19 protein-coding genes are annotated in these 18,408 nt (G+C 63.9%); 9 read left to right on the plus strand and 10 right to left on the minus strand.

Annotated elements, in window-relative coordinates; genetic code table 11:
- The first annotated feature begins 11 nt into the window (after positions 1–11).
- From gatB to B9A19_RS02870, 3 genes are all read left to right on the plus strand, one after another.
- Positions 12–1,451 (plus strand): Asp-tRNA(Asn)/Glu-tRNA(Gln) amidotransferase subunit GatB, encoded by a 1,440-nt coding sequence (gatB, locus tag B9A19_RS02860; RefSeq protein ID WP_084089031.1) that lies wholly within the window; start codon positions 12–14, stop codon positions 1,449–1,451.
- A gap of 464 nt (positions 1,452–1,915) precedes the next feature.
- Positions 1,916–2,422 (plus strand): type VI secretion system amidase effector protein Tae4, encoded by a 507-nt coding sequence (locus B9A19_RS02865; protein ID WP_084089080.1) that lies wholly within the window; start codon positions 1,916–1,918, stop codon positions 2,420–2,422.
- On the plus strand, positions 2,407–2,814 hold the full coding sequence (locus tag B9A19_RS02870; protein WP_139798618.1) for a T6SS amidase immunity protein Tai4 family protein: 408 nt from the start codon (positions 2,407–2,409) through the stop codon (positions 2,812–2,814). The genes B9A19_RS02865 and B9A19_RS02870 overlap by 16 nt, the downstream gene beginning before the upstream one ends.
- A 43-nt stretch (positions 2,815–2,857) precedes the next feature.
- Here the strand turns inward: B9A19_RS02870 and B9A19_RS02875 are convergent, their stop codons facing one another.
- Together B9A19_RS02875 and nagA are read right to left on the minus strand one after the other, a co-directional pair.
- Positions 2,858–3,121: a DUF1272 domain-containing protein gene (locus B9A19_RS02875; RefSeq protein ID WP_139798627.1), complete on the minus strand. Its 264-nt coding sequence runs from the start codon at positions 3,119–3,121 to the stop codon at positions 2,858–2,860.
- A gap of 239 nt (positions 3,122–3,360) precedes the next feature.
- Positions 3,361–4,470 carry an N-acetylglucosamine-6-phosphate deacetylase gene (nagA, locus tag B9A19_RS02880; RefSeq protein ID WP_084089033.1) on the minus strand — a complete coding sequence of 370 codons (1,110 nt, stop codon included), beginning with the start codon at positions 4,468–4,470 and terminating at the stop codon, positions 3,361–3,363.
- A 389-nt stretch (positions 4,471–4,859) separates the two neighbouring features.
- On the opposite strand from nagA, the gene B9A19_RS02885 reads away from it, so the two are divergent.
- From B9A19_RS02885 to purD, 6 genes are all read left to right on the plus strand, one after another.
- Positions 4,860–5,489: a glutathione S-transferase family protein gene (locus B9A19_RS02885; protein WP_084089034.1), complete on the plus strand. Its 630-nt coding sequence runs from the start codon at positions 4,860–4,862 to the stop codon at positions 5,487–5,489.
- 118 nt (positions 5,490–5,607) lie between these two features.
- Complete coding sequence (gene dusB / locus B9A19_RS02890; RefSeq protein WP_084089035.1) at positions 5,608–6,630, plus strand: tRNA dihydrouridine synthase DusB; 1,023 nt, start codon at positions 5,608–5,610, stop codon at positions 6,628–6,630.
- The gene (locus B9A19_RS02895) at positions 6,627–6,881 is read left to right on the plus strand and encodes a helix-turn-helix domain-containing protein (RefSeq protein ID WP_084089036.1); all 255 of its coding nucleotides are present in this window, start codon (positions 6,627–6,629) and stop codon (positions 6,879–6,881) included. The genes dusB and B9A19_RS02895 overlap by 4 nt, the downstream gene beginning before the upstream one ends.
- Positions 6,882–6,901: 20 nt before the next feature.
- Positions 6,902–8,464 carry a bifunctional phosphoribosylaminoimidazolecarboxamide formyltransferase/IMP cyclohydrolase gene (gene purH / locus B9A19_RS02900; protein ID WP_084089037.1) on the plus strand — a complete coding sequence of 521 codons (1,563 nt, stop codon included), beginning with the start codon at positions 6,902–6,904 and terminating at the stop codon, positions 8,462–8,464.
- A 131-nt stretch (positions 8,465–8,595) separates the two neighbouring features.
- Positions 8,596–9,153: a hypothetical protein gene (locus tag B9A19_RS02905; protein ID WP_084089081.1), complete on the plus strand. Its 558-nt coding sequence runs from the start codon at positions 8,596–8,598 to the stop codon at positions 9,151–9,153.
- A 57-nt stretch (positions 9,154–9,210) separates the two neighbouring features.
- Positions 9,211–10,482 (plus strand): phosphoribosylamine--glycine ligase, encoded by a 1,272-nt coding sequence (gene purD, locus B9A19_RS02910; protein ID WP_084089038.1) that lies wholly within the window; start codon positions 9,211–9,213, stop codon positions 10,480–10,482.
- Between the two features lie 72 nt (positions 10,483–10,554).
- Here the strand turns inward: purD and B9A19_RS02915 are convergent, their stop codons facing one another.
- From B9A19_RS02915 to B9A19_RS02950, 8 genes are read right to left on the minus strand one after another with little or no spacing between them, the layout of a single operon-like run.
- Complete coding sequence (locus B9A19_RS02915; RefSeq protein WP_084089039.1) at positions 10,555–11,379, minus strand: polysaccharide deacetylase family protein; 825 nt, start codon at positions 11,377–11,379, stop codon at positions 10,555–10,557.
- Positions 11,376–12,101 (minus strand): 3-ketoacyl-ACP reductase FabG2, encoded by a 726-nt coding sequence (locus tag B9A19_RS02920; protein ID WP_084089040.1) that lies wholly within the window; start codon positions 12,099–12,101, stop codon positions 11,376–11,378. Before B9A19_RS02920 ends, B9A19_RS02915 begins: the two co-directional genes overlap by 4 nt.
- Positions 12,098–12,565 carry a hotdog family protein gene (locus B9A19_RS02925; RefSeq protein ID WP_084089041.1) on the minus strand — a complete coding sequence of 156 codons (468 nt, stop codon included), beginning with the start codon at positions 12,563–12,565 and terminating at the stop codon, positions 12,098–12,100. The genes B9A19_RS02920 and B9A19_RS02925 overlap by 4 nt, the downstream gene beginning before the upstream one ends.
- Positions 12,562–13,725, minus strand: coding sequence for a beta-ketoacyl-ACP synthase (locus tag B9A19_RS02930; protein WP_084089042.1), 1,164 nt, complete (start codon positions 13,723–13,725; stop codon positions 12,562–12,564). The genes B9A19_RS02925 and B9A19_RS02930 overlap by 4 nt, the downstream gene beginning before the upstream one ends.
- Positions 13,722–14,264: a DUF3261 domain-containing protein gene (locus B9A19_RS02935; protein WP_084089043.1), complete on the minus strand. Its 543-nt coding sequence runs from the start codon at positions 14,262–14,264 to the stop codon at positions 13,722–13,724. The genes B9A19_RS02930 and B9A19_RS02935 overlap by 4 nt, the downstream gene beginning before the upstream one ends.
- Complete coding sequence (locus B9A19_RS02940) at positions 14,249–15,478, minus strand: NAD(P)/FAD-dependent oxidoreductase (RefSeq protein WP_084089044.1); 1,230 nt, start codon at positions 15,476–15,478, stop codon at positions 14,249–14,251. Before B9A19_RS02940 ends, B9A19_RS02935 begins: the two co-directional genes overlap by 16 nt.
- Complete coding sequence (locus B9A19_RS02945; protein WP_084089045.1) at positions 15,475–17,811, minus strand: MMPL family transporter; 2,337 nt, start codon at positions 17,809–17,811, stop codon at positions 15,475–15,477. The genes B9A19_RS02940 and B9A19_RS02945 overlap by 4 nt, the downstream gene beginning before the upstream one ends.
- Before the next feature lie 3 nt (positions 17,812–17,814).
- Entirely contained in the window at positions 17,815–18,408 is a 594-nt protein-coding gene (locus tag B9A19_RS02950; RefSeq protein WP_084089046.1) for an outer membrane lipoprotein carrier protein LolA, read from the minus strand.

Consider the following 18,408-nt stretch of genomic DNA (forward strand, 5'->3'; position numbering starts at 1 on the left):
GAGCAGACACCATGAAATGGGAAGTCGTCATCGGGCTGGAAGTACATACCCAGCTCACCACGCAATCGAAGATTTTCTCGCCGGCCAGCACCGCCTTTGGCGCCGCGCCCAACACGCAAACCGCCGTGGTGGACATCGCCTTGCCCGGCGCACTGCCGGTGATGAACAAGGCTGCGGTCGAGAAAGCCATCCAGTTTGGCCTCGCCATCGGTGGCAAGGTCAACCGCCGCTCGGTGTTTGCGCGCAAGAATTACTTCTACCCCGACTTGCCCAAGGGCTACCAGATTTCGCAGTTCGAGCTGCCGGTGGTTGAGGGTGGTGCGATCACCATCAACGTTGATGGCGTCGAGAAAACCATCAACCTGACCCGCGCGCATCTGGAAGAAGATGCCGGCAAGTCGGTGCACGAGGACTTCCACGGCCAGAGCGGTATTGACCTCAACCGCGCCGGCACGCCGCTGCTGGAAATCGTCTCCGAGCCGGAAATGCGCTCGGCGGCCGAGGCCGTGGCCTACGCCAAGGCGCTGTATTCGCTGGTGACCTGGATCGGCATTTGCGACGGCAATATGCAAGAAGGCAGCTTCCGCTGCGACGTGAACGTGTCGGTGCGCCCGTTCGGCCAGGCCGAATTCGGCACCCGCCGCGAAATCAAGAACCTGAACAGCTTCAAGTTCATCGAGCAGGCGGTGCATGCCGAAGTGCGTTATCAGATCGAGTTGATCGAAGATGGTGGCAAGGTGCAGCAGGCCACGGTGCTGTTCAACCCGGATACCGGCGAAACCCGCGCCATGCGCAGCAAGGAAGACGCACACGACTACCGCTACTTCCCCGACCCCGATCTGCCGCCGCTGGTCATCGGTGAAGACTGGATCGAGCGCGTGCGTGGCGAGCTGCCGGAACTGCCGGCTGCGATGCAGCAGCGTTTCCAGAGCCAGTACGGCATTCCGGCCTACGATGCATCCACCCTGACCGCATCCAAGGCGCTGGCAGCATTTTACGAAGCCACCGTGGCAGCAGGCGCTGATGCCAAGCTGGCCTCGAACTGGATCATGGGCGATGTATCGGCCACCTTGAACCGCGAGGAAAAGGACATCACTGCCAGCCCGGTCTCGGCCGAGGCGCTGGCCGCGCTTATCAAGCGCGTGATGGACAACACCATCAACAACAAGACCGCCAAGGACGTGCTGAAGAAGATGTGGGAGTCGGGCGCGACTGATCCATCGGTGGCCGACACCATCATCGAGCGCGACGGCCTGAAGCAGGAAACCGATACTGGCGCGATTGAAGCCATTGTCGATGCCGTACTGGCCGCCAACCCGAAGGCGATTGAGGAATATCGCTCGGGCAAGGAAAAAGCGCTGAACGCGCTGGTCGGCCAGGTCATGAAGGGCAGCGGTGGCAAGGCCAACCCGGCCATGGCGCTGGAGTTGTTGAAGAAAAAAGTGGGCTGAACAGGCTGATGATGTTCAACAAAAAGCGGGCTTGGGCCCGCTTTTTGTTTGTGTGTGGCCAAGAGTGGCGCCTGCGGCGCGGCGCTTGGGTGCCGGTTCCGCCCGGCGTGCAGGTCAAGGGGGCGTTTCGCCACCTCCTTAACAACCCCGGGCGACCCTGCTTCAGTATTCCATGGCTGCGCCATGGAATACCCTGCGCTGCGCGCCCAGTGCGGTGGGAAGGTAACTCGCCCTGCGGACTCAAACATCCCTTCCTGACTACCCCGCGCCGTGCTGTGCTGCTCGGCGCTTCGGAAGCGGGAGGGCGGTCTGCAGCCTGCAGTCGTTACCGGGTATTTGCGGCTAGATTTGACGGAGTGGCGGCTGCTCCGTTGCGCGTGGCAGGGTTCACAGTAGTAAGGATTTTCGCCGTGAATTGATGGACTCGGCTGCTATTCTTTTTTTCGATCAATGTGGAGAAAAGCATGACAACAGCACGTCGGCCGTCTTTCAAGGCGGCTTGGGGCGCATTTCAGCAGGTGCGCGGAGATGTCAAGGAAGTGGGTAAATTCCTTGGTGGCAAGATCGAAATCAATACCGAGTTGGGGCGGAATGGCGGGTATACGAATGCATGTCCGATCAGGATGAGCTACGTGCTGAACTACACTGGTTTTCCGATCCATGCTGGGCATGGCTTCAAGATCAGCACTGGTGCCGACCGGAAAAACTACCTGATCCGCATCAACGACATGGTTCAGTACCTCAAGATCAATTTCGGTGCGCCGGACAAAGTTGTTGACCGTCCGCCACTGCCGGATGACTTCTGGGACATGCAAGGCATTATTCTGGTAGAGGGTGATGGTTGGGATAACGCCCGTGGTCACGTGACGCTTTGGGATGGTTCACACTGCGCCGACACTTGCCATATGTACGGCGATCCCAAAAACTGGCCGTTCTCTCCCCAAAAGGCATCAATATGGGTTCTAAAGTAGCCTGGGTCGCGCTGGCATTGGCGCTTTTTGTTGGTACATCGGCCGCGAAGCAGCGGCCCTACGGCCCGCACAATACCGACAAATACACCCAGCGGGAGATGCTCAAGAACTGGGCGCTGTCCGTTTGCATCGCCATGTCGTGGGACAAGAAAGGTGTGGATAAAGTGGCCGATGACGCGGGCGGCACTGCCAGCGGCTACTTTGAATACAGCAATGCGCCTGATGCTGCATTTGATGAGGTGCGGAAGCTGGCCAGCAAGTACGCTCACCTGGAGTACGGCGGATCAATCCCCGGCGAGTTCAACACGATGAAGTGCATCGACCTCTTCCATAGCGATGAGCTGGATCGGGTCGTGAAGAAGTATGTAAAGGCCAGCAGTCGAGATAAGTAGGCTTGAGTCACCGCAGATGATGAAGGCTCCCTTGGGGAGCCTCTCATTTTGGGCTAGCAAGGTACGCGATTACATTGCGCTCGCACACCCTGCCGGCTTGTAAACCCGTTCGGTCGAAGCCGGGGGGGCTGAGTAGTTCCTGTGCTGGCCGCCGTGGCCGTGCCACCAGCTCGCCACCGCAGTTCGGGCAGCATGCCTGCAAGTGCGCAGTGCAGTCGGCACAGAAGGTGCATTCAAACGAGCAGATGCAGGCAACGTCACGATCTGGGCCCTGAGTCTGTCCCCGATCTGGCTGCGAGGGGCTGATCGGGGCTCATGCGCTGCTCGAAATCCTCATGTACTACAGTACATTCCGGTTTTTGCGCTGCTCTTCACCCCGCTGAGCCGCCTCTCGCCGAGATCGGAAACAGACTCTATGGATCGCGGTTGCAGCATTCGCAGTTGGGGCGCAGGGCCAGCATGGTGAGTCCCCCGAGGTGGATGCTTCACCATAAAGTGCCGGTTGCTGGCCCGTTTGCCACAATGGCGTCAAATCCTGCCAACCGGTTACGTCGGCTGGTGCAAGTCCAGCGCCGTGCCTTCTACGTATACCGCCTTCACCCGCAATTCCCTATCCAGCACCACCGCATCACCCCATGCGCCGAGCGCCAGCCGGCCACGGTCGGCCAGGCCGAGGTAGTCGGCCGGGTTGCGCGAGATGCGGTTGCTGGCGTCTTCCACACTCAGCCCCAGCGACACCAGATTGCGCAGCACCAGGTCCATGGTCAGTGCGCTGCCGGCCAGGGTGCCGTCGGGCAGGGTGACGGCGCCCAGGCATTTGGTTACGCTGCGGCCACGGCCGGTGTAGGTGCCGTCGGGCAGGCCGGCAGTCTGGGTGGCGTCGGTCACGCAATACAGTTTGGGTATGCTGCGCAGCGCCACTTTCATCGCGCCGGGGTGGACGTGGATCAGGTCGGGGATCAGCTCGCTGTATTGCGCGTGCGCCAGCGCGGCGCCCACCATGCCGGGCGCGCGGTGGTTGAGCGGCGTCATCGCGTTATACAGGTGGGTGAAGCCGGCCACGCCGTGCTGCAGCGCCTGCATGCCTTCCTCATACGTGCCCAGGGTGTGGCCGATCTGCACCCGCACGCCGCGTTCGGCCAGGGTGCGGATGATGGCGTCGTGGCCGGCGATTTCCGGCGACAGCGTGACTACCTTCACCGGCACCAGCGCCATGTATTCGTCCAGCTCGGCCAGCACGGCCGGGCGGACCTCATTGGGCAGGCCACCCAGCCGGCCGGGGTTTACATACGGGCCTTCCAGGTGGACGCCGAGCAGGCGCGGTGCATTGGCGGGGCGCAGCGTGATGGGGGCGGCCAGTTCTGCCAGCAGCGCGCGCAGTTTGTCGTGCGTGGTGCAGACGGTGGTGGCCAGCATGGCCGTGGTGCCGTGCTGCGCGTGCATGCGGGCGATGCGCACGGTGGCGTCGGCGCCGTCCATGGTGTCCAGCCCCAGCCCGCCGTGCACGTGCAGGTCGATGAAGCCGGGCAGGATGTACTCGTCCCCGTTATCGGCCGGATCGACCGCATGGCCACCCAGCTGCGCAATGCGCCCGGCATCGAATGCCAGGCTGCCGTGGCGCCAGCCGTCAGGGGTAAGGATGTTGCCGTTGAGCATGGGGCCTCCTGCAAGAGCCTGCCAGGCAAGCTTGGCTCGATATTGTTGATTTCCCCGCATCAAGCCCCCGGCCAGGCCGGGCGCCAACTGTTTGCGGGGGGTGAAACGCGGCTCTTGCCCTGTTCGATTCCACGCCCCCCGCCTTCGCCGCCGCGAGGGAGCCTCGCTTCGCTCGTCAGCGGCACGAATGGAGATGGGCGGTAAATCAACCATTACGGGGCGCGGCAAGCGCTGGGCCTCGATGGTTATCGTCAAACCAGACCACATGGTTTGCAAGTCAAGAAACGTAACACGCTGACCCCGTGCGGATGGCCTGCAACTGTTGCTGTCTTGCTGCGGCAATCCGGCTTAGGATGGGGTTCAATTTTCTTCGCTACGGGGTTGGTTCCATGCAGCTGGTCATCGGCAACAAGAAGTATTCATCGTGGTCCTTGCGCCCTTGGCTGGGGCTGACGCAGGCTGGTATTGCGTTCGATGAGCGCGTGATCAATCTGTACGCACCCGATAGCCTGGCGCAGCGCCTGGCAGTCACGCCCACCGGCAAGGTGCCGGCGCTGGTTGATGGCGAGCTGGTGATCTGGGAAACGCTGGCGATTGCCGAATACGTGGCCGAGAAATATCCGCAAGCCGGGCTGTGGCCGGCCGATGCCACTGCGCGTGCCGTGGCGCGCGCGGTATGTGCCGAGATGCACGCCGGCTTCGTGCCGCTGCGCTCCACCTGCAATATGGATCTGTCACGGCGCAAGACGGTAGAAATCACCCCGGCGGTGCAGGCCGATGTCGACCGCATCGTTGCGCTGTGGGCCGATTGCCGCGCGCGCTTTGGTACGAGTGGTCCCTTCCTGTTCGGGGCTTTCAGCTGGGCCGATGCTTTCTATGCGCCGGTGGCGACACGCTTTCGCACCTACGGCATTGCACTGCCGCCCGAGGCGCAGGCCTATGTCGATCTGTTGCTGGCTCTGCCGGCCTTCAAGGCGTGGGAGGCGGCCGCCCTGGCCGAGCCTTGGTCGGATCAGTGATCGTGTGTCAATCCGGATAAAAACCGCCCGCCATGGGGCGGTTTTTATTTGCTTAAAAAATAGGCAGGCGGTAGAATGCGCGCCTTCCCCGTCTGTCCCCGCTGTCTGCCCATTCCGTATGCATATCGGCCCGTATCGGCTTGCCAACAATCTGATCGTCGCACCCATGGCTGGTGTGACGGACAAGCCTTTCCGGCAGTTGTGCAAGCGTTTTGGTGCCGGCCATGCGGTGAGCGAGATGATCACGGCCGACCAGTCGCTGCGGCTGACCAAGAAGACGCAGCGGCGCGCTGATTTCGATGGCGAGCTGGCGCCGATTTCGGTACAGATTGCCGGGTCTGATCCCGAGCAGCTGGCGCAGGCCGCGCAGTATCAGGTGGAAAACGGCGCGCAGATTGTCGACATCAATATGGGTTGCCCGGCCAAAAAGGTGTGCAACAAGCTGGCCGGATCGGCCCTGCTGCAAAATGAAACCTTGGTCGGCGATATTCTGCAGGCGGTGGTCAAGGCGGTGGATGTGCCGGTCACCCTGAAAACGCGCCTGGGCTTTTGCAACGGCGAGGAAAACATCCTGCGCGTGGCAAGAATGGCCGAAGACGCCGGCATTGCCGCGCTGGCCATACACGGCCGCACGCGCGAGGACATGTACAACGGCGCGGCGCGTTATGCGCTGATCCGTGAAGTAAAAAACAGCATCCGCATCCCGGTGATCGCCAATGGCGACATCGACACGCCGCACAAAGCAGCCGAAGTGCTGCAGGCGACGGGGGCGGACGCCATCATGATCGGCCGGGCTGCACAGGGGCGGCCCTGGCTGTTTCGCGAGGTTGCTCACTATCTGGCTACCGGCGAATTGTTGCCGCAGCCCGAGGTGATCGAGATACGCGATGTATTGATCGAACATCTGGATGGGCTCTACAGCCATTACGGCGAGTATTCGGGCTGCCGCATCGCCCGCAAGCACATCGCCTGGTACACCAAGGGGCTGCGCGGCGGCAACGAATTCCGCCAGGCCATGTACCGGCTTGAGTCCACCACAGAACAACAACAGGCCACGCGGGCGTTTTTCGACCGCTTGCTCGAAACGGGCGAGCGCTTGAGCTACGACGTGGACCTAGCAGCACATCAGGGAGAATTATGAATCAGCACGATAGCAATCTGATCGTCGATCCGATTGCCGAGGCCATCAAGACCTCGCTCGAACAGTATTTTCACGACCTCGACGGCGAAGCGCCGTGCGCGGTGTATGACATGGTGCTGGCGCGCGTTGAGAAACCGCTGTTGACCCTGGTGCTGGAGCGCGTCGAGGGCAATCAGACCCGCGCTGCGGAGATGCTGGGCATCAACCGCAACACGCTGCGCAAGAAGCTGCAAACCTACGATCTTCTGTAAATAAAAAACAGGTGCATGAGATGAGCAAAATCACCCGGGCGCTGATCAGCGTCTCCGACAAGACCGGCGTACTCGACTTCGCCAAGGCCCTCGCTGCGCAAGGCGTGGAAATCCTGTCCACCGGCGGCACCGCCAAGCTGTTTGCCGACAACGGTGTGCCGGTGATCGAAGTGGCCGACTACACCGGCTTTCCGGAAATGCTCGACGGCCGCGTGAAGACGCTGCACCCGAAAATCCACGGCGGCATCCTCGGCCGTCGCGATCTGGACAGCCACGTCAGCATGATGGCCGAGCATGGCATCGGCAATATCGATCTGGTCTGCGTGAACCTGTACCCGTTCGAGGCCACCATCGCCAAGCCCGATTGCAGCTTCGATGACGCCATCGAAAACATCGACATCGGTGGCCCGGCCATGGTGCGCTCTGCCGCCAAAAACCACGCCCACGTTGCCATCGTCACCGACGCCGCCGACTACGCCGCGCTGATCGAAGAAATGCAGGCCAACGCCGGCGCGCTGACCCTGGCCACCCGCCGCAACCTGGCCAAGAAGGCGTTCAGCCATACCGCTGCCTATGATGGCGCGATTTCCAACTACCTGACCGCACTGACCGACGACGGCGAAAAGGCCACGTTCCCGAACCGCCTGAACGTGCAGTTCGAGAAAGTGCAGGACATGCGCTACGGCGAAAACCCGCACCAAGCTGCCGCGTTCTATCGCGATCTCGACCCGGCACCGGGTTCGCTGGCCAACTACAAGCAGTATCAAGGCAAGGAGCTGAGCTACAACAACATCGCCGATGCCGATGCTGCGTGGGAAGCCGTCAAGCAATTCACCAAGCCGGCCTGCGTGATCGTCAAGCACGCCAATCCGTGTGGCGTGGCGGTTGCTGCGGATACCTACAGCGCCTATCAGCTGGCATTCGCCACCGACACCACCAGCGCCTTCGGCGGCATCATCGCCTTCAACAAGGCCATCGACGTTGATACCGTCGAAGCCGTGTCCAAGCAGTTCATGGAAGTGCTGATCGCCCCGGGCTATACGCCGGAAGCGCTGGCACTGCTGGCCAAGAAAGTGAACGTGCGCGTGCTGGAAGTCGCCATCGAAAGCGGCGAGAACAAGTTCGATCTCAAGCGCGTTGGCGGCGGCCTGCTGGTGCAGACCCCGGATACCCACACGCTGACCCTGGCCGACCTCAAGGTCGTCACCAAGATCCAGCCGACCGAGCAACAGCTCAAAGACCTGCTGTTCGCCTGGAATGTGGCGAAGTTCGTCAAGTCCAACGCCATCGTGTTCTGCGGCAAGGGCCAGACGCTGGGCATCGGCGCCGGCCAGATGAGCCGTGTCGACAGCACCAAGATCGCTGCCATCAAGGCCAAGAACGCCGGTCTGGACCTGCGCGGTTCGGTGGCTGCATCGGATGCCTTCTTCCCGTTCCGCGATGGCGTGGACGTGATCGCCGAGAACGGCGTATCCGCGATCATCCAGCCGGGCGGCTCGGTACGTGATGACGAAGTGATCGCCGCCGCCGACGAACATGGTATTGCCATGGTCGTGACCGGCATCCGCCACTTCCGCCATTGATGGTTGCAGGGCGCGCACTGAACGGGGCGCGCCCTTTCTGTTTGCTTTGGTCGGGCTTTCTGCAAAGCGTAACACCGTGTGCGCCGTGCAGGCGTTACTGTTCCATCCTGAACAATTCGTGTGGATCGATGATGAAAAAACTGCTTGCGCTGTTTGGCTTGCTGGCGGCGTTGCCTGCCTATGCGGCCGATTGCGGCAATATGGGTGAGTGGCTGGGCGGCGCCTGCCAGCGCGTTGCCGATACCTATGGCAATGGCACGCCCGATCTCTACATCAGCGGCTATGCCTGGCATGACCCGGGCACCTATACCGAAGAAAAGCGCAAAGAGCTGAACGACAGGGCCTGGGGTCTGGGCTACGGCCGGCACACCACCGATGACAAGGGCAACGACGAACTTGTCTACGGCATGATTTTCAAGGACTCGCACTTTACGCCCGAGCTGATCATTGGCTATGGCCATTTATGGAACTGGCAGATTGCCGGCCCGGTGTCGGCTGGGCTGGGCTATACCGTCGGCATGACCAGCCGGCAGGACATTTTTGGCGGCATCCCCTTCCCGGTGGCCTTTCCGCTGCTGCAGCTCAAGGTGGATCGCTTCTCGGTGATGGGCACGGTCATTCCCAAGCTGGGTGGCGGCCTGAACCACGGCAACGTGGCCTATTTCTTCGGTCGCTACGAACTGGAATAAACGCCGCAGGCTGGCGTGGCCGGCCGGGCAAACACTGCTTCAACAGGATTTACGGATATGAATATTCTCGTCATCGGCTCCGGCGGCCGCGAGCACGCGCTGGCGTGGAAAATTGCGCAGAGCGAGCGCGTAGGCAAGGTGTTTGTTGCACCGGGCAACGCGGGCACCGCGCTGGAACGCAACCTGACCAATGTCGACGTCACGGCGATCCCCGATCTGGTGGCCTTCGCGCAGCGCGAAAACATCGCGCTGACCGTGGTTGGTCCCGAGGCGCCGCTGTCGCAAGGCGTGGTCGATGCGTTCCGCGCTGCCGGCCTCAAGGTATTCGGCCCGACGCGTGCTGCCGCGCAGCTCGAATGGTCCAAGGATTTCGCCAAGGCCTTCATGAAGCGCCACGGCATTCCGACCGCTGATTACGAAACCTTTGGCGATGCCGCTGCGGCGCATGCCTATATCGACGCCAAGGGCGCACCCATCGTCATCAAGGCCGATGGCCTGGCTGCCGGCAAGGGCGTGGTGGTGGCGCTGACGCTGGACGAAGCGCACGCTGCCGTCGACATGATGCTGGCCGACAACAAGTTCGGTGATGCCGGCGCCCGCGTGGTGATCGAGGAATTCCTCGCCGGCGAGGAAGCCAGCTTCATCGTGATGGTCGATGGCAAGAACGTGCTGGCGATGGCATCGAGCCAGGACCACAAGCGCCTGCTCGACAACGACCAGGGCCCGAATACCGGCGGCATGGGTGCCTACAGCCCGGCACCGGTGGTGACGCCGGAAATCCACGCGCGCACCATGCGCGAAGTCATCCTGCCTACCGTGGCCGGCATGGCCAAGGATGGCGTCGAGTTCACCGGCTTCCTGTATGCCGGCCTGATGATCTCTGCCGATGGCGCGGTCAAGGTGGTGGAATACAACTGCCGCTTTGGCGATCCGGAAACCCAGCCCATCATGCTGCGCCTGAAAAGCGACTTCGTGACCCTGCTGGAGCATGGTGTGAACGGTACGCTGGATCAGGCCGAGGCCGAATGGGACCGCCGCGTGGCGCTGGGCGTGGTGCTGGCTGCGGCCAACTACCCGGAAACCCCGCGCAAGGGTGACGCGATTGGTGGCCTGGGCAAGCAATACGAAGACGGCCACATCTTCCACGCCGGCACGGCGCTGGATGCGGTCGGTGACGTGGTCACCAGCGGTGGCCGCGTGCTGTGCGTGACCGCATTTGGCGAGAACTTCAAGATGGCGCAGAAGCGGGCCTACGAGCTGCTCTCCGATGTGGCTTTCGACGGCATGCAGTACCGCAAGGACATCGGCTGGCGTGCCATCACGCGTTGACCTGTGTTGTTTACCAATAAAAAACCGGGCCTGTGCCCGGTTTTTTATTGGGCAGCGTGACACGTCTGCGGGCTACCAGCTTTTGCGCGCATAGCCGCCATCGCCACGCCGTGCCCACGCGGCACGTTCCAGCGCAGCGCCATCGGTATAGAAGGGCGGATCGGCCAGTGGCAGGCCGGCGGCCTGTGCGGCTTCGGTCAGGATGTGCAGGTACTCGCCCATGTGTTCGGCGGTATAGGGATTGGTGTCGTGAAAGGTCACCACCACCGGCATCACGCCATCGACCGTGGCCAGGGTGCCGGCATCGCGCGCTGCGCGTACGCGTGCCAGCTCGGTGTGCAGATGGCTGCGCCGGCGCAGGCTGATGATCCAGCCGTAAATCTTGCCGTCGTTGGCCTCGACGTCGCTCAACAGCATGTCCAGCCCCAGGCTGCGGTACAGCGCCAAGGTGCGCGTATTGAAGGCCCAGTCGGGTGGGCGTACCACCTTGGCCGCATGGCCGCACAGTGCGTCCAGATGGCTGCGGCCTTGCTGCAGTGTGGCGGCCAGCTCGGTATCGTCCAGCGCGGTATGCGGAATATGCCCGCGCACCGCGCCGCTGTGCACCGCAACCACATGGCCGGCCGCGCATTCGCGGCGGATCAGCGCTTCACCCTCCGGCACGCCGCCGTGTGCGGCATGCTCGGTCTGCAGAAAGAACAGCGCCTTGATGCCGGGAGTGATGTCGTTATCGGCCAATTGCGCAAGAATGCGCTCGGTCGGTCGGCTGTCCCACAGGCTGGGGCCGTCGTCGAAAGTCAGCAGGAAGCGGATGGGGGCTGTTGGGGCATCCCCGGCGCCGGCCGCAGTTGCGCCCAGCAGCAACATGGCACACAGCGCGCTGCGCAGCCGCTTCATGCCAGCCCGCCGTTGACCGAGATCACCTGCCGGGTGATGTAGCCCGCATCGGCCGACAGCAAGAAGCTCACCGCAGCCGCCACTTCCTCAGGCTTGCCCATGCGCTGCGCCGGGATCATTTTCAGCGCGTGCTCGGCGGTTTCGGCATCGACCATTTCGGTGTCTATCAGCCCTGGTGCCACGCAATTGACGGTGATGCGGCGCTTGGCCAGCTCCAGCGCCAGCGCCTTGCTCGCGCCGATGATGCCGGCCTTGGCCGCCGAATAATTGGTCTGGCCGCGATTGCCGATCAAACCCGACACGGATGCCAGAGTGACGATGCGGCCCGGCTGGCGCGTCTGCACCATGGGCATCACCAGCGGGTGCAGCACGTTGTAGAAGCCATCCAGATTGGTGTGGATCACGCCGTCCCACTGCGCCTCCGTCATGGCCGGGAAAGCGGCATCGGCGGCGATGCCGGCATTGCACACCACGCCATACGGCGCGCCGTGCGTGGCCACGTCGGCTTCGAGCGCGGCACGTGCCGCTTGCCGGTCGGCCACGTCGAATTGCAGCACGCGCACAGCAGTGCCTTGCTGGCGCAGGGTGTCGGCCAGCGTATCCAGCTCGCTCCGGCTACTGCGGCAGTGCAGCGTCAGTGCATAGCCGTCGTGCGCCAGGCGTTCGGCAATGGCGCGGCCTATGCCACGGCTGGCGCCGGTGATCAGCACGGTTGCACTCATGGCGTGCTTTCTCCTGATTGTTGCAAATGGGCTTGCAGGTCTGCCGGCTGGAACACCGACAATTGCGCCTGCGCCAGCAAGCGGCCATCGGGCGCTTCGATACGGCAGGCCAGCATGGACATGCCGTTGCCGGCGCTGAATTCGTTCGCGGCGCTCACCAGCAGGGTATCGCCGACATTGAATGCGGCTACCGAGCTGTCATACAGCCGTGTGCCGAGCAGAAAGCCTGCCGACACTGCTTGATTGCGTTGCCGCGCACACCAGCCGGCATGTGCTGCTGCGGCCTGCGCCATGTATTCCAGCCCTATCCATGCGCCGACCTGCCCGCCTTCGACAAAGGGGCTGTCGGCACGCAAGGTCAGCCGGGTGCATATCGCGCGCTCGTCCACCTGCACGATATGGTCGAGCAGCAGCATGCGGCCCGAATGCGGCAGGTAATCGGCGATGGGCAGTGGCGTATTCATGCCCGCTCCAGCAGCAGCGCGATATTGTTGCCGCCAAAGGCGAACGACGTGGACAGCGCGGCCTGCAGCGGGGCAGCGCTGCGCGCGCCGCTGGCAACTAACGGCAGCGCTGGCAGCTCGGGGTCGGCAACGCCGTCCCAGGTGTGTGGTGGCAGCCGCTGCTGTTCATCGGTCAGTGCCAGCCAGCAGAAGGCGGCCTCAATCGCGCCGGCAGCGCCCAGCGTATGGCCGGTCAGCCCCTTGGTCGAGCTGGCGGGTACGCCGGGTAGCAGGTCGGCCACTACCTTGTGCTCCATGGCGTCGTTCTGCTGTGTGGCCGTGCCGTGCAGGTTGATGTAGCCGACCTCGCTGCGGCCGGCGCGCTGCAGTGCGGCTGTGATGGCCAGGCGTGCGCCATTGCCGGCCGGGTCTGGCGCGGAAATGTGGTGGCCGTCCGAGCTTTCGCCCCAGCCGGCCAGCCGCACCGGCCCGCCATCGCGCGTCATGATGAACAGTGCGGCGCCCTCGCCGATATTGATGCCGCAACGGTTGGCGGACGAGGGCAGGCAGCGTGCGCTGCTGATCGCCTCCAGCGCGCTGAAGCCGGCAATGGTAAAGCGCGCCAGGCTGTCCACCCCGCCGGCCAGCACCAGATCGGCCATGCCGGACTGCAACAGCCGCGCACCTGCCGCCAGTGCCTTGGCGCCCGACGTACATGCGGTCGATACGCAATACGCCGGCCCGGCAACGCCCAAGTGTTGCGCCAGCCATTGCGCGGGCGAACCCAGCTCCTGCTGGCCGTAGTGAAAACCGTCCGGCAGCGCGCCGTGCTGTTCGCCGGCTGCAATGGCCGCTTCACCCTCGGCAATGCCCGAGGTGCTGGTGCCGAGCACGATGGCAATGCGCGCAGCCGGGATGTCCGCAGCCAGTGCTCGGTAGCGCGTTTCGATCTGCGCAAAAGCTGCTGCCAGCAGCGCGTTGTTGCGCGAGCGGTGCGGTAGCGGCAAGTCGTCGAGCGGCGGCAGGTGTGCGGTGACCATGCCGACGGTCAGCCTGCGGCCGGGGCTCCAGGCATCGGTCTGCTGCAGGCCGGGGCTGTGGGCCGCAAACAGGTTTGCGCGCACGGTGGCGATATCGTTGCCCAGCGCGCACAGGATGCCGGGTTGGTGCAGCGTGATCATTGCGCGTCCGCCGTATCGATATCGAGTTGGTAATGCAGGGCCGGATTGCGCAACTGCGCGTGGCCACGCCAGCGGTCGGCCTCGGAGTAAGTGATGGTGATGATTTCAGCATCGCCATGCAACACGCTGCGGTGCAGGTCGCTATCGACCACGCGCCAGCCAGCGGGCAAGCTGCGCGCCAGTGCGTCGGCCGGAGCATGCACCAGCAGGAAGTCATTGAGCATGCGCTCGGCCGGCAGTTGCAGCGGCACATATTCGGTCTTGTTCAGCGTCGTGCCATCGTAGTCGAGCGCAAACAGCCGCACGCCCAGCGCCATGCCCAGCAGGCTGAGCTTGCGCTCGTCGATGCTGGTGACCACCTCCATGCTGCGCGTCTGGCCCGGCCATTGCAGCGTCAGCCGCTGTTCCAGCGTGCGTTCGCCGCCCAGTGTAGCGGGCGGCAGTTGCAGCAGCGGCAGGCTGCCGGGTAGCAGGCTGGCGCAGCCCGCCAGCAGCAGTACCGCGCAGGCGGGCAGGAGGCGCATCAGAATGCGGCGCATGCGGCTTCCAGCGATGACAACCGGCGTTCCGGCTTGGCGACGTAGGGATTGTTTTCGTCCCACGCATAACCGGCGAGGATGGACGAAATCATCCGTTCGATGGCCGGGTTCTTGTCCGGGTGGAAAATGATGTTCTGGAAGCGCCCGTCATACCATGCGGTAACAAAGGCACGGAAGGTATCGACGCCGCGCTTGAGCGGACGGGCGTAGTCCTGCTCCCAGTCCACCTGTTCGCCAGCCGCCTCGCGCAGCAGCGCGGTGACGGCCAGATCGGCTGACTTGACCGCGATGGTCACGCCGCTGGAGAACACCGGGTCGAGGAATTCGCCAGCATTGCCCAGCAAGGCATAGCGATTGCCCCACAGCGATTTGACGTTGGCGGCATAGCCGGTGAGCGTGCGCGCCGGTGTATCCCACCCCGCATTGGCCAGCAGCTGCGACAGACCCGGGTCTTCGGCAACGATGGCGCGCAGCCGCTCGGTGTGCTCACCCTGATAACGTTCCAGAAAGGCCGTTTCTGCTACCACGCCGATCGAACAACGGCCGTTGGAGAACGGAATCAGCCAGTACCACACGTGGCAATGCTCGGGGTGGACGGTGACACGGATCTTGTTGCGGTCGAACGTACCGGTGGGGATGCCGTCTTCGATATGCGTGAAGATCGCGCCGCGCACCGGAAAGTCGGACGGGGTTTCCAGATCGAGCAGGCGCGGCAGGGTGCGGCCGAAGCCGCTGGCATCGAGCAGGAAGCTGGCTTCGAGCTGGTAGGTGTGTTCATTCTCGTCGCGCACGGTCAGCAGCGGTTTGTTGCCACCCACGTCGGCGGCAAGCACCGCATGGCGGTAGCGGATGTCGGCACCGGCCTTCTGCGCCCCATTGGCCAGCACGTGGTCGAATGCAGCACGCTGCACCTGATAAGTGGTGCCCCAGCCCGGCGTGAATTTGTCGCGGAAATCGAAATCGGTATATTGCCCGTCGCGCACAAAAGCCGCGCCGTTCTTGTACTGGAAGCCGGCCTCGACCACATCCTGCAGCAGGCCGGCTTTTTCGATATAGGCCATCGACTGCGGCAGCAGGCTCTCGCCGATCGAAAAGCGCGGAAAGGTTTCGCGCTCGATCACGACTACCTCGCGGCCGGCGCGGCGCAACAGCGCTGCGGCAATGCTGCCGGCCGGGCCGGCGCCGATGATGGCGATATCGGTTTGCTGGATCATGGCGTGGGGGCCTCCTGGGTGAACAGCTGTGCATCCGGCGTGGGCCGGCGCAGCAGCGGGGCAATCAGCCAGGCTAGCCCGATGCCGGACAGCGTGGCGATGCCGAAAGTGGACAGGGCCGGCGTGTGGCTGAAGGCCAGCAGGCCGAACGACAGCAGGGTGCACACCGCAGCCAGCGTGATGGCCAGCCGGATGCGTACCTCGCCGGGGTGTTCATTGACGAAAATGCCGTAGTCCATGCCCATGCCCAACAGCAGCAGCAGGGTGAGCACGGTGAGCAATTGCAGCGGTATGCCCAGCCAGCCGAACAGCGCCAGCGTAGCCACGCTGGCCAGCAGCGATGGCGCCAGCACACGCCATGCATGGCGGCGATAGCGCAGCACCAGCACGAGGGTGGTGAGGATGTAGGCAGCAATCAGCACCAGCCCCAGCCGGTCGCGATAGCGGCCCAGCACGGCGGAAATCTCGGCCGGCTTGTCCACCCAGTGCACGCCGGGCAGGCGCAATGCCGCCAGCGCCTGCAGGCTGTCCTTGCCATTGGCGCCGGCCAGCATCACCACACTGGCGTAGCCGTGTGGTGTGTGGCCCAGCCACAGGTGCCGTGCAGGCAGTGAGGCGGGCGAAGCCAGCCAGGTGGCCGGTGCCAGCAGCGGGCCGGCTTGTTGCTGCTGCGTGATCCATGCTGGCGGCAGGCCGACTTCATCGGCCAGCCGGATGAGCAATGGCGTAGCGCGCAACGGCGCGGCCAGCGCTTGCCGGCGTTGTTGCTCGGCCAGCGGCAGCAGCCACTGGCTGACCGCCTGATAGCCTTGCAGACGGCCCTGCTGCTTGAGCTGGTCCAGCGCGGCGGTCAGTTGCAGCTCGCGCGCCAGCAGTGTTTGTTCGTCGGCAGCGTCCACCACGAACAGCTGCGCCGGGCTGGGCAAGGCCAGGATGTCACCGACTTCACGCTGCTGCTGCATCAGGCCAGCATCGAGTGCGGCCAGCGCGCGGATATCATCGCGGCGCTCCAGTTGCCACAGACCGCCGATCAGCAGCGGCGATGCGATCAGCAGCGCCAGCCATGCCTGCCGGGTGCTCAGTCGCGGCCAGCGCGCCAACAGCCGCAGCAGCGGCCGGCCCAGCCAGCCTGCCTGCAGTTGCGCCGGGGCCAGGCGCGGATACCAGATCAGTTCGGACAGCCATGCCGATGCAATGCCGGTGGCGGCAAACACCGCAATCTGCGCCAGGCCCGGAAAGGGCGTCAGCATCAGGCTCAGATAGGCCACGGCGGTGAACACGGTGGCCAGCAACAGGCTGGGCAACAGGCGCTCCAGCCGCGCGCCGGCACTCACTCGTGCCCCCAGGCTGGTGCTGTGCAGCAGCAGGCTGTAATCGACCGCCACGCCGATCAGGCTGCAGCCGAATACCAGCGTCAGCATGTGCACGCGCGGATAGAGTAAAAAGGTGAGCGCCAGTGCGATTACGGTGCCGGTGAACACGGACAGCGCCACCAGCGGCAGCGCGCGCCAGCCACGGAAGGTCAGCAGCACCAGCAGCACGATGCCCAGCAAGGAGCCCACGCCTATAGTGGACATTTCGTGTTCGGCTTGCGTGGCCGCCTTGGCCGCATGCAGCGCCACACCTGCACGCAACACCTTGATGTCGGGCGCCTGGATTTGCGCAATGGCCTGCTCCAGCCCTTGCGCCACCGTGCGCTGGATGTCGAGCGAGAACGCGCTGCCGCGCACGGTATAGCTCAGCACTGCATAGTGCAGGCCGCCATGCTCGACCCACAGCTGGCCGCCCTCTGGCCGCACCGGTGAGCGCTCGCCCAGGCTGGTCAGCCAGTTGCCATAGGTGCCGAAGGGGTCATCCCGCCACGGTAGCGCGCCGGGTGCGACGCCGGAATATGCACCGGTCAGCGCGCGCTGCAGCAGCGCATCCTGCCCGGCTTTGCCCAGTTGGGCCAGATCGGCCGGGGCCAGCAGGCTGCTGCGGTACTGTGCGTAGAAATCACGCAAGGTAGCCAGATCAAGCGATTGCGCCTGTGCATCCAGCGGCAATGGCTTGAGCGCCGCCGCCAGTTGCGTGGCGGCCTGCGCCGCATGGTCACGGTCCTTGCTGCCCACCAACACGATGAGCTGGCGCTCGGCGCTTTTCGCCAGCACCGCCATCGCCTGCTCGGTGACGGTATCGCGCTCGCCGCGCGGCAGCAGCGCGAACAGGTCGGTGTCCAGCCGCTGCGTCCAGTCCTTGTGCTGCAGCACCAGCCAGCCCGTAGCGCCCAGCAGCACCAGCAGCCACAACAGGGCCAGCACATGCCATAGACGGGATTGGGTCAGCGTGCGCATCGGCTAGTCGGTGTTGATGGTTTCATCGGCGCCGGGCTGGTCGGCAAAGCGCACGTCGCGGAATTCGATACGGGTGATATCGCCGCTGGCAGCATCAAAGCGGATGTGGGCAATCGCAGCGCTGCCATCGAGCGTGAGCTTGCCGATCAGCTTGCCCAGCGCGGCATCCTTGGGAACGAGTTGCAGTTGCCAGTCGCTGCTGCGCACCTCGCCACTGATGGTGAAGTAGCGTTGCAAGGTGGCAAAGTCGCCGGCAAAAGTCGCAAACAACACCGTGCCGACAGTGCGGATGGCCGGCTCCTTGTCGCCGGAGAGCCGCATCAGCACCTGTGTGCCATCTTGCTGCACGATCTGCTGCCGGCCTATGGTCAGCGTGTTGCTGAACGGCTTGGCGGTCTGCCACTGAACGCCGCGCTGTTTGTCGACGACAAAACGCCCCTCGGAGCGCAGCGCCTTCTTCACCCCGACCAGCTCGCGCACCTGCACGAAGTTGCCGGACGCGATGCGCTGCCGGTTGAGCTGGCGCGCTACCTGGTCGACGACATCGCCAGCCTGGGCCAGGGTGGCCAACAGCAGCAGGCCAAGGGCTAGCAGCAT

The sequence above is a fragment of the Andreprevotia lacus DSM 23236 genome, assembly GCF_900176275.1.
GTDB classification, from domain to species: Bacteria; Pseudomonadota; Gammaproteobacteria; order Burkholderiales; family Chitinibacteraceae; genus Andreprevotia; species Andreprevotia lacus.

Coding starts and splice junctions, on each gene's coding strand:
- gatB (WP_084089031.1), top strand. CDS start 12: ATGAAATGGGAAGTCGTCATCGGGCTGGAAGTACATACCCAGCTCACC.
- B9A19_RS02865 (WP_084089080.1), top strand. CDS start 1,916: ATGACAACAGCACGTCGGCCGTCTTTCAAGGCGGCTTGGGGCGCATTT.
- B9A19_RS02870 (WP_139798618.1), top strand. CDS start 2,407: ATGGGTTCTAAAGTAGCCTGGGTCGCGCTGGCATTGGCGCTTTTTGTT.
- nagA (WP_084089033.1), bottom strand. CDS start 4,470: ATGCTCAACGGCAACATCCTTACCCCTGACGGCTGGCGCCACGGCAGC.
- B9A19_RS02885 (WP_084089034.1), top strand. CDS start 4,860: ATGCAGCTGGTCATCGGCAACAAGAAGTATTCATCGTGGTCCTTGCGC.
- dusB (WP_084089035.1), top strand. CDS start 5,608: ATGCATATCGGCCCGTATCGGCTTGCCAACAATCTGATCGTCGCACCC.
- B9A19_RS02895 (WP_084089036.1), top strand. CDS start 6,627: ATGAATCAGCACGATAGCAATCTGATCGTCGATCCGATTGCCGAGGCC.
- purH (WP_084089037.1), top strand. CDS start 6,902: ATGAGCAAAATCACCCGGGCGCTGATCAGCGTCTCCGACAAGACCGGC.
- B9A19_RS02905 (WP_084089081.1), top strand. CDS start 8,596: ATGAAAAAACTGCTTGCGCTGTTTGGCTTGCTGGCGGCGTTGCCTGCC.
- purD (WP_084089038.1), top strand. CDS start 9,211: ATGAATATTCTCGTCATCGGCTCCGGCGGCCGCGAGCACGCGCTGGCG.
- B9A19_RS02915 (WP_084089039.1), bottom strand. CDS start 11,379: ATGAAGCGGCTGCGCAGCGCGCTGTGTGCCATGTTGCTGCTGGGCGCA.
- B9A19_RS02920 (WP_084089040.1), bottom strand. CDS start 12,101: ATGAGTGCAACCGTGCTGATCACCGGCGCCAGCCGTGGCATAGGCCGC.
- B9A19_RS02925 (WP_084089041.1), bottom strand. CDS start 12,565: ATGAATACGCCACTGCCCATCGCCGATTACCTGCCGCATTCGGGCCGC.
- B9A19_RS02930 (WP_084089042.1), bottom strand. CDS start 13,725: ATGATCACGCTGCACCAACCCGGCATCCTGTGCGCGCTGGGCAACGAT.
- B9A19_RS02935 (WP_084089043.1), bottom strand. CDS start 14,264: ATGCGCCGCATTCTGATGCGCCTCCTGCCCGCCTGCGCGGTACTGCTG.
- B9A19_RS02940 (WP_084089044.1), bottom strand. CDS start 15,478: ATGATCCAGCAAACCGATATCGCCATCATCGGCGCCGGCCCGGCCGGC.
- B9A19_RS02945 (WP_084089045.1), bottom strand. CDS start 17,811: ATGCGCACGCTGACCCAATCCCGTCTATGGCATGTGCTGGCCCTGTTG.
- B9A19_RS02950 (WP_084089046.1), bottom strand. CDS start 18,408: ATGCTGCTAGCCCTTGGCCTGCTGCTGTTGGCCACCCTGGCCCAGGCT.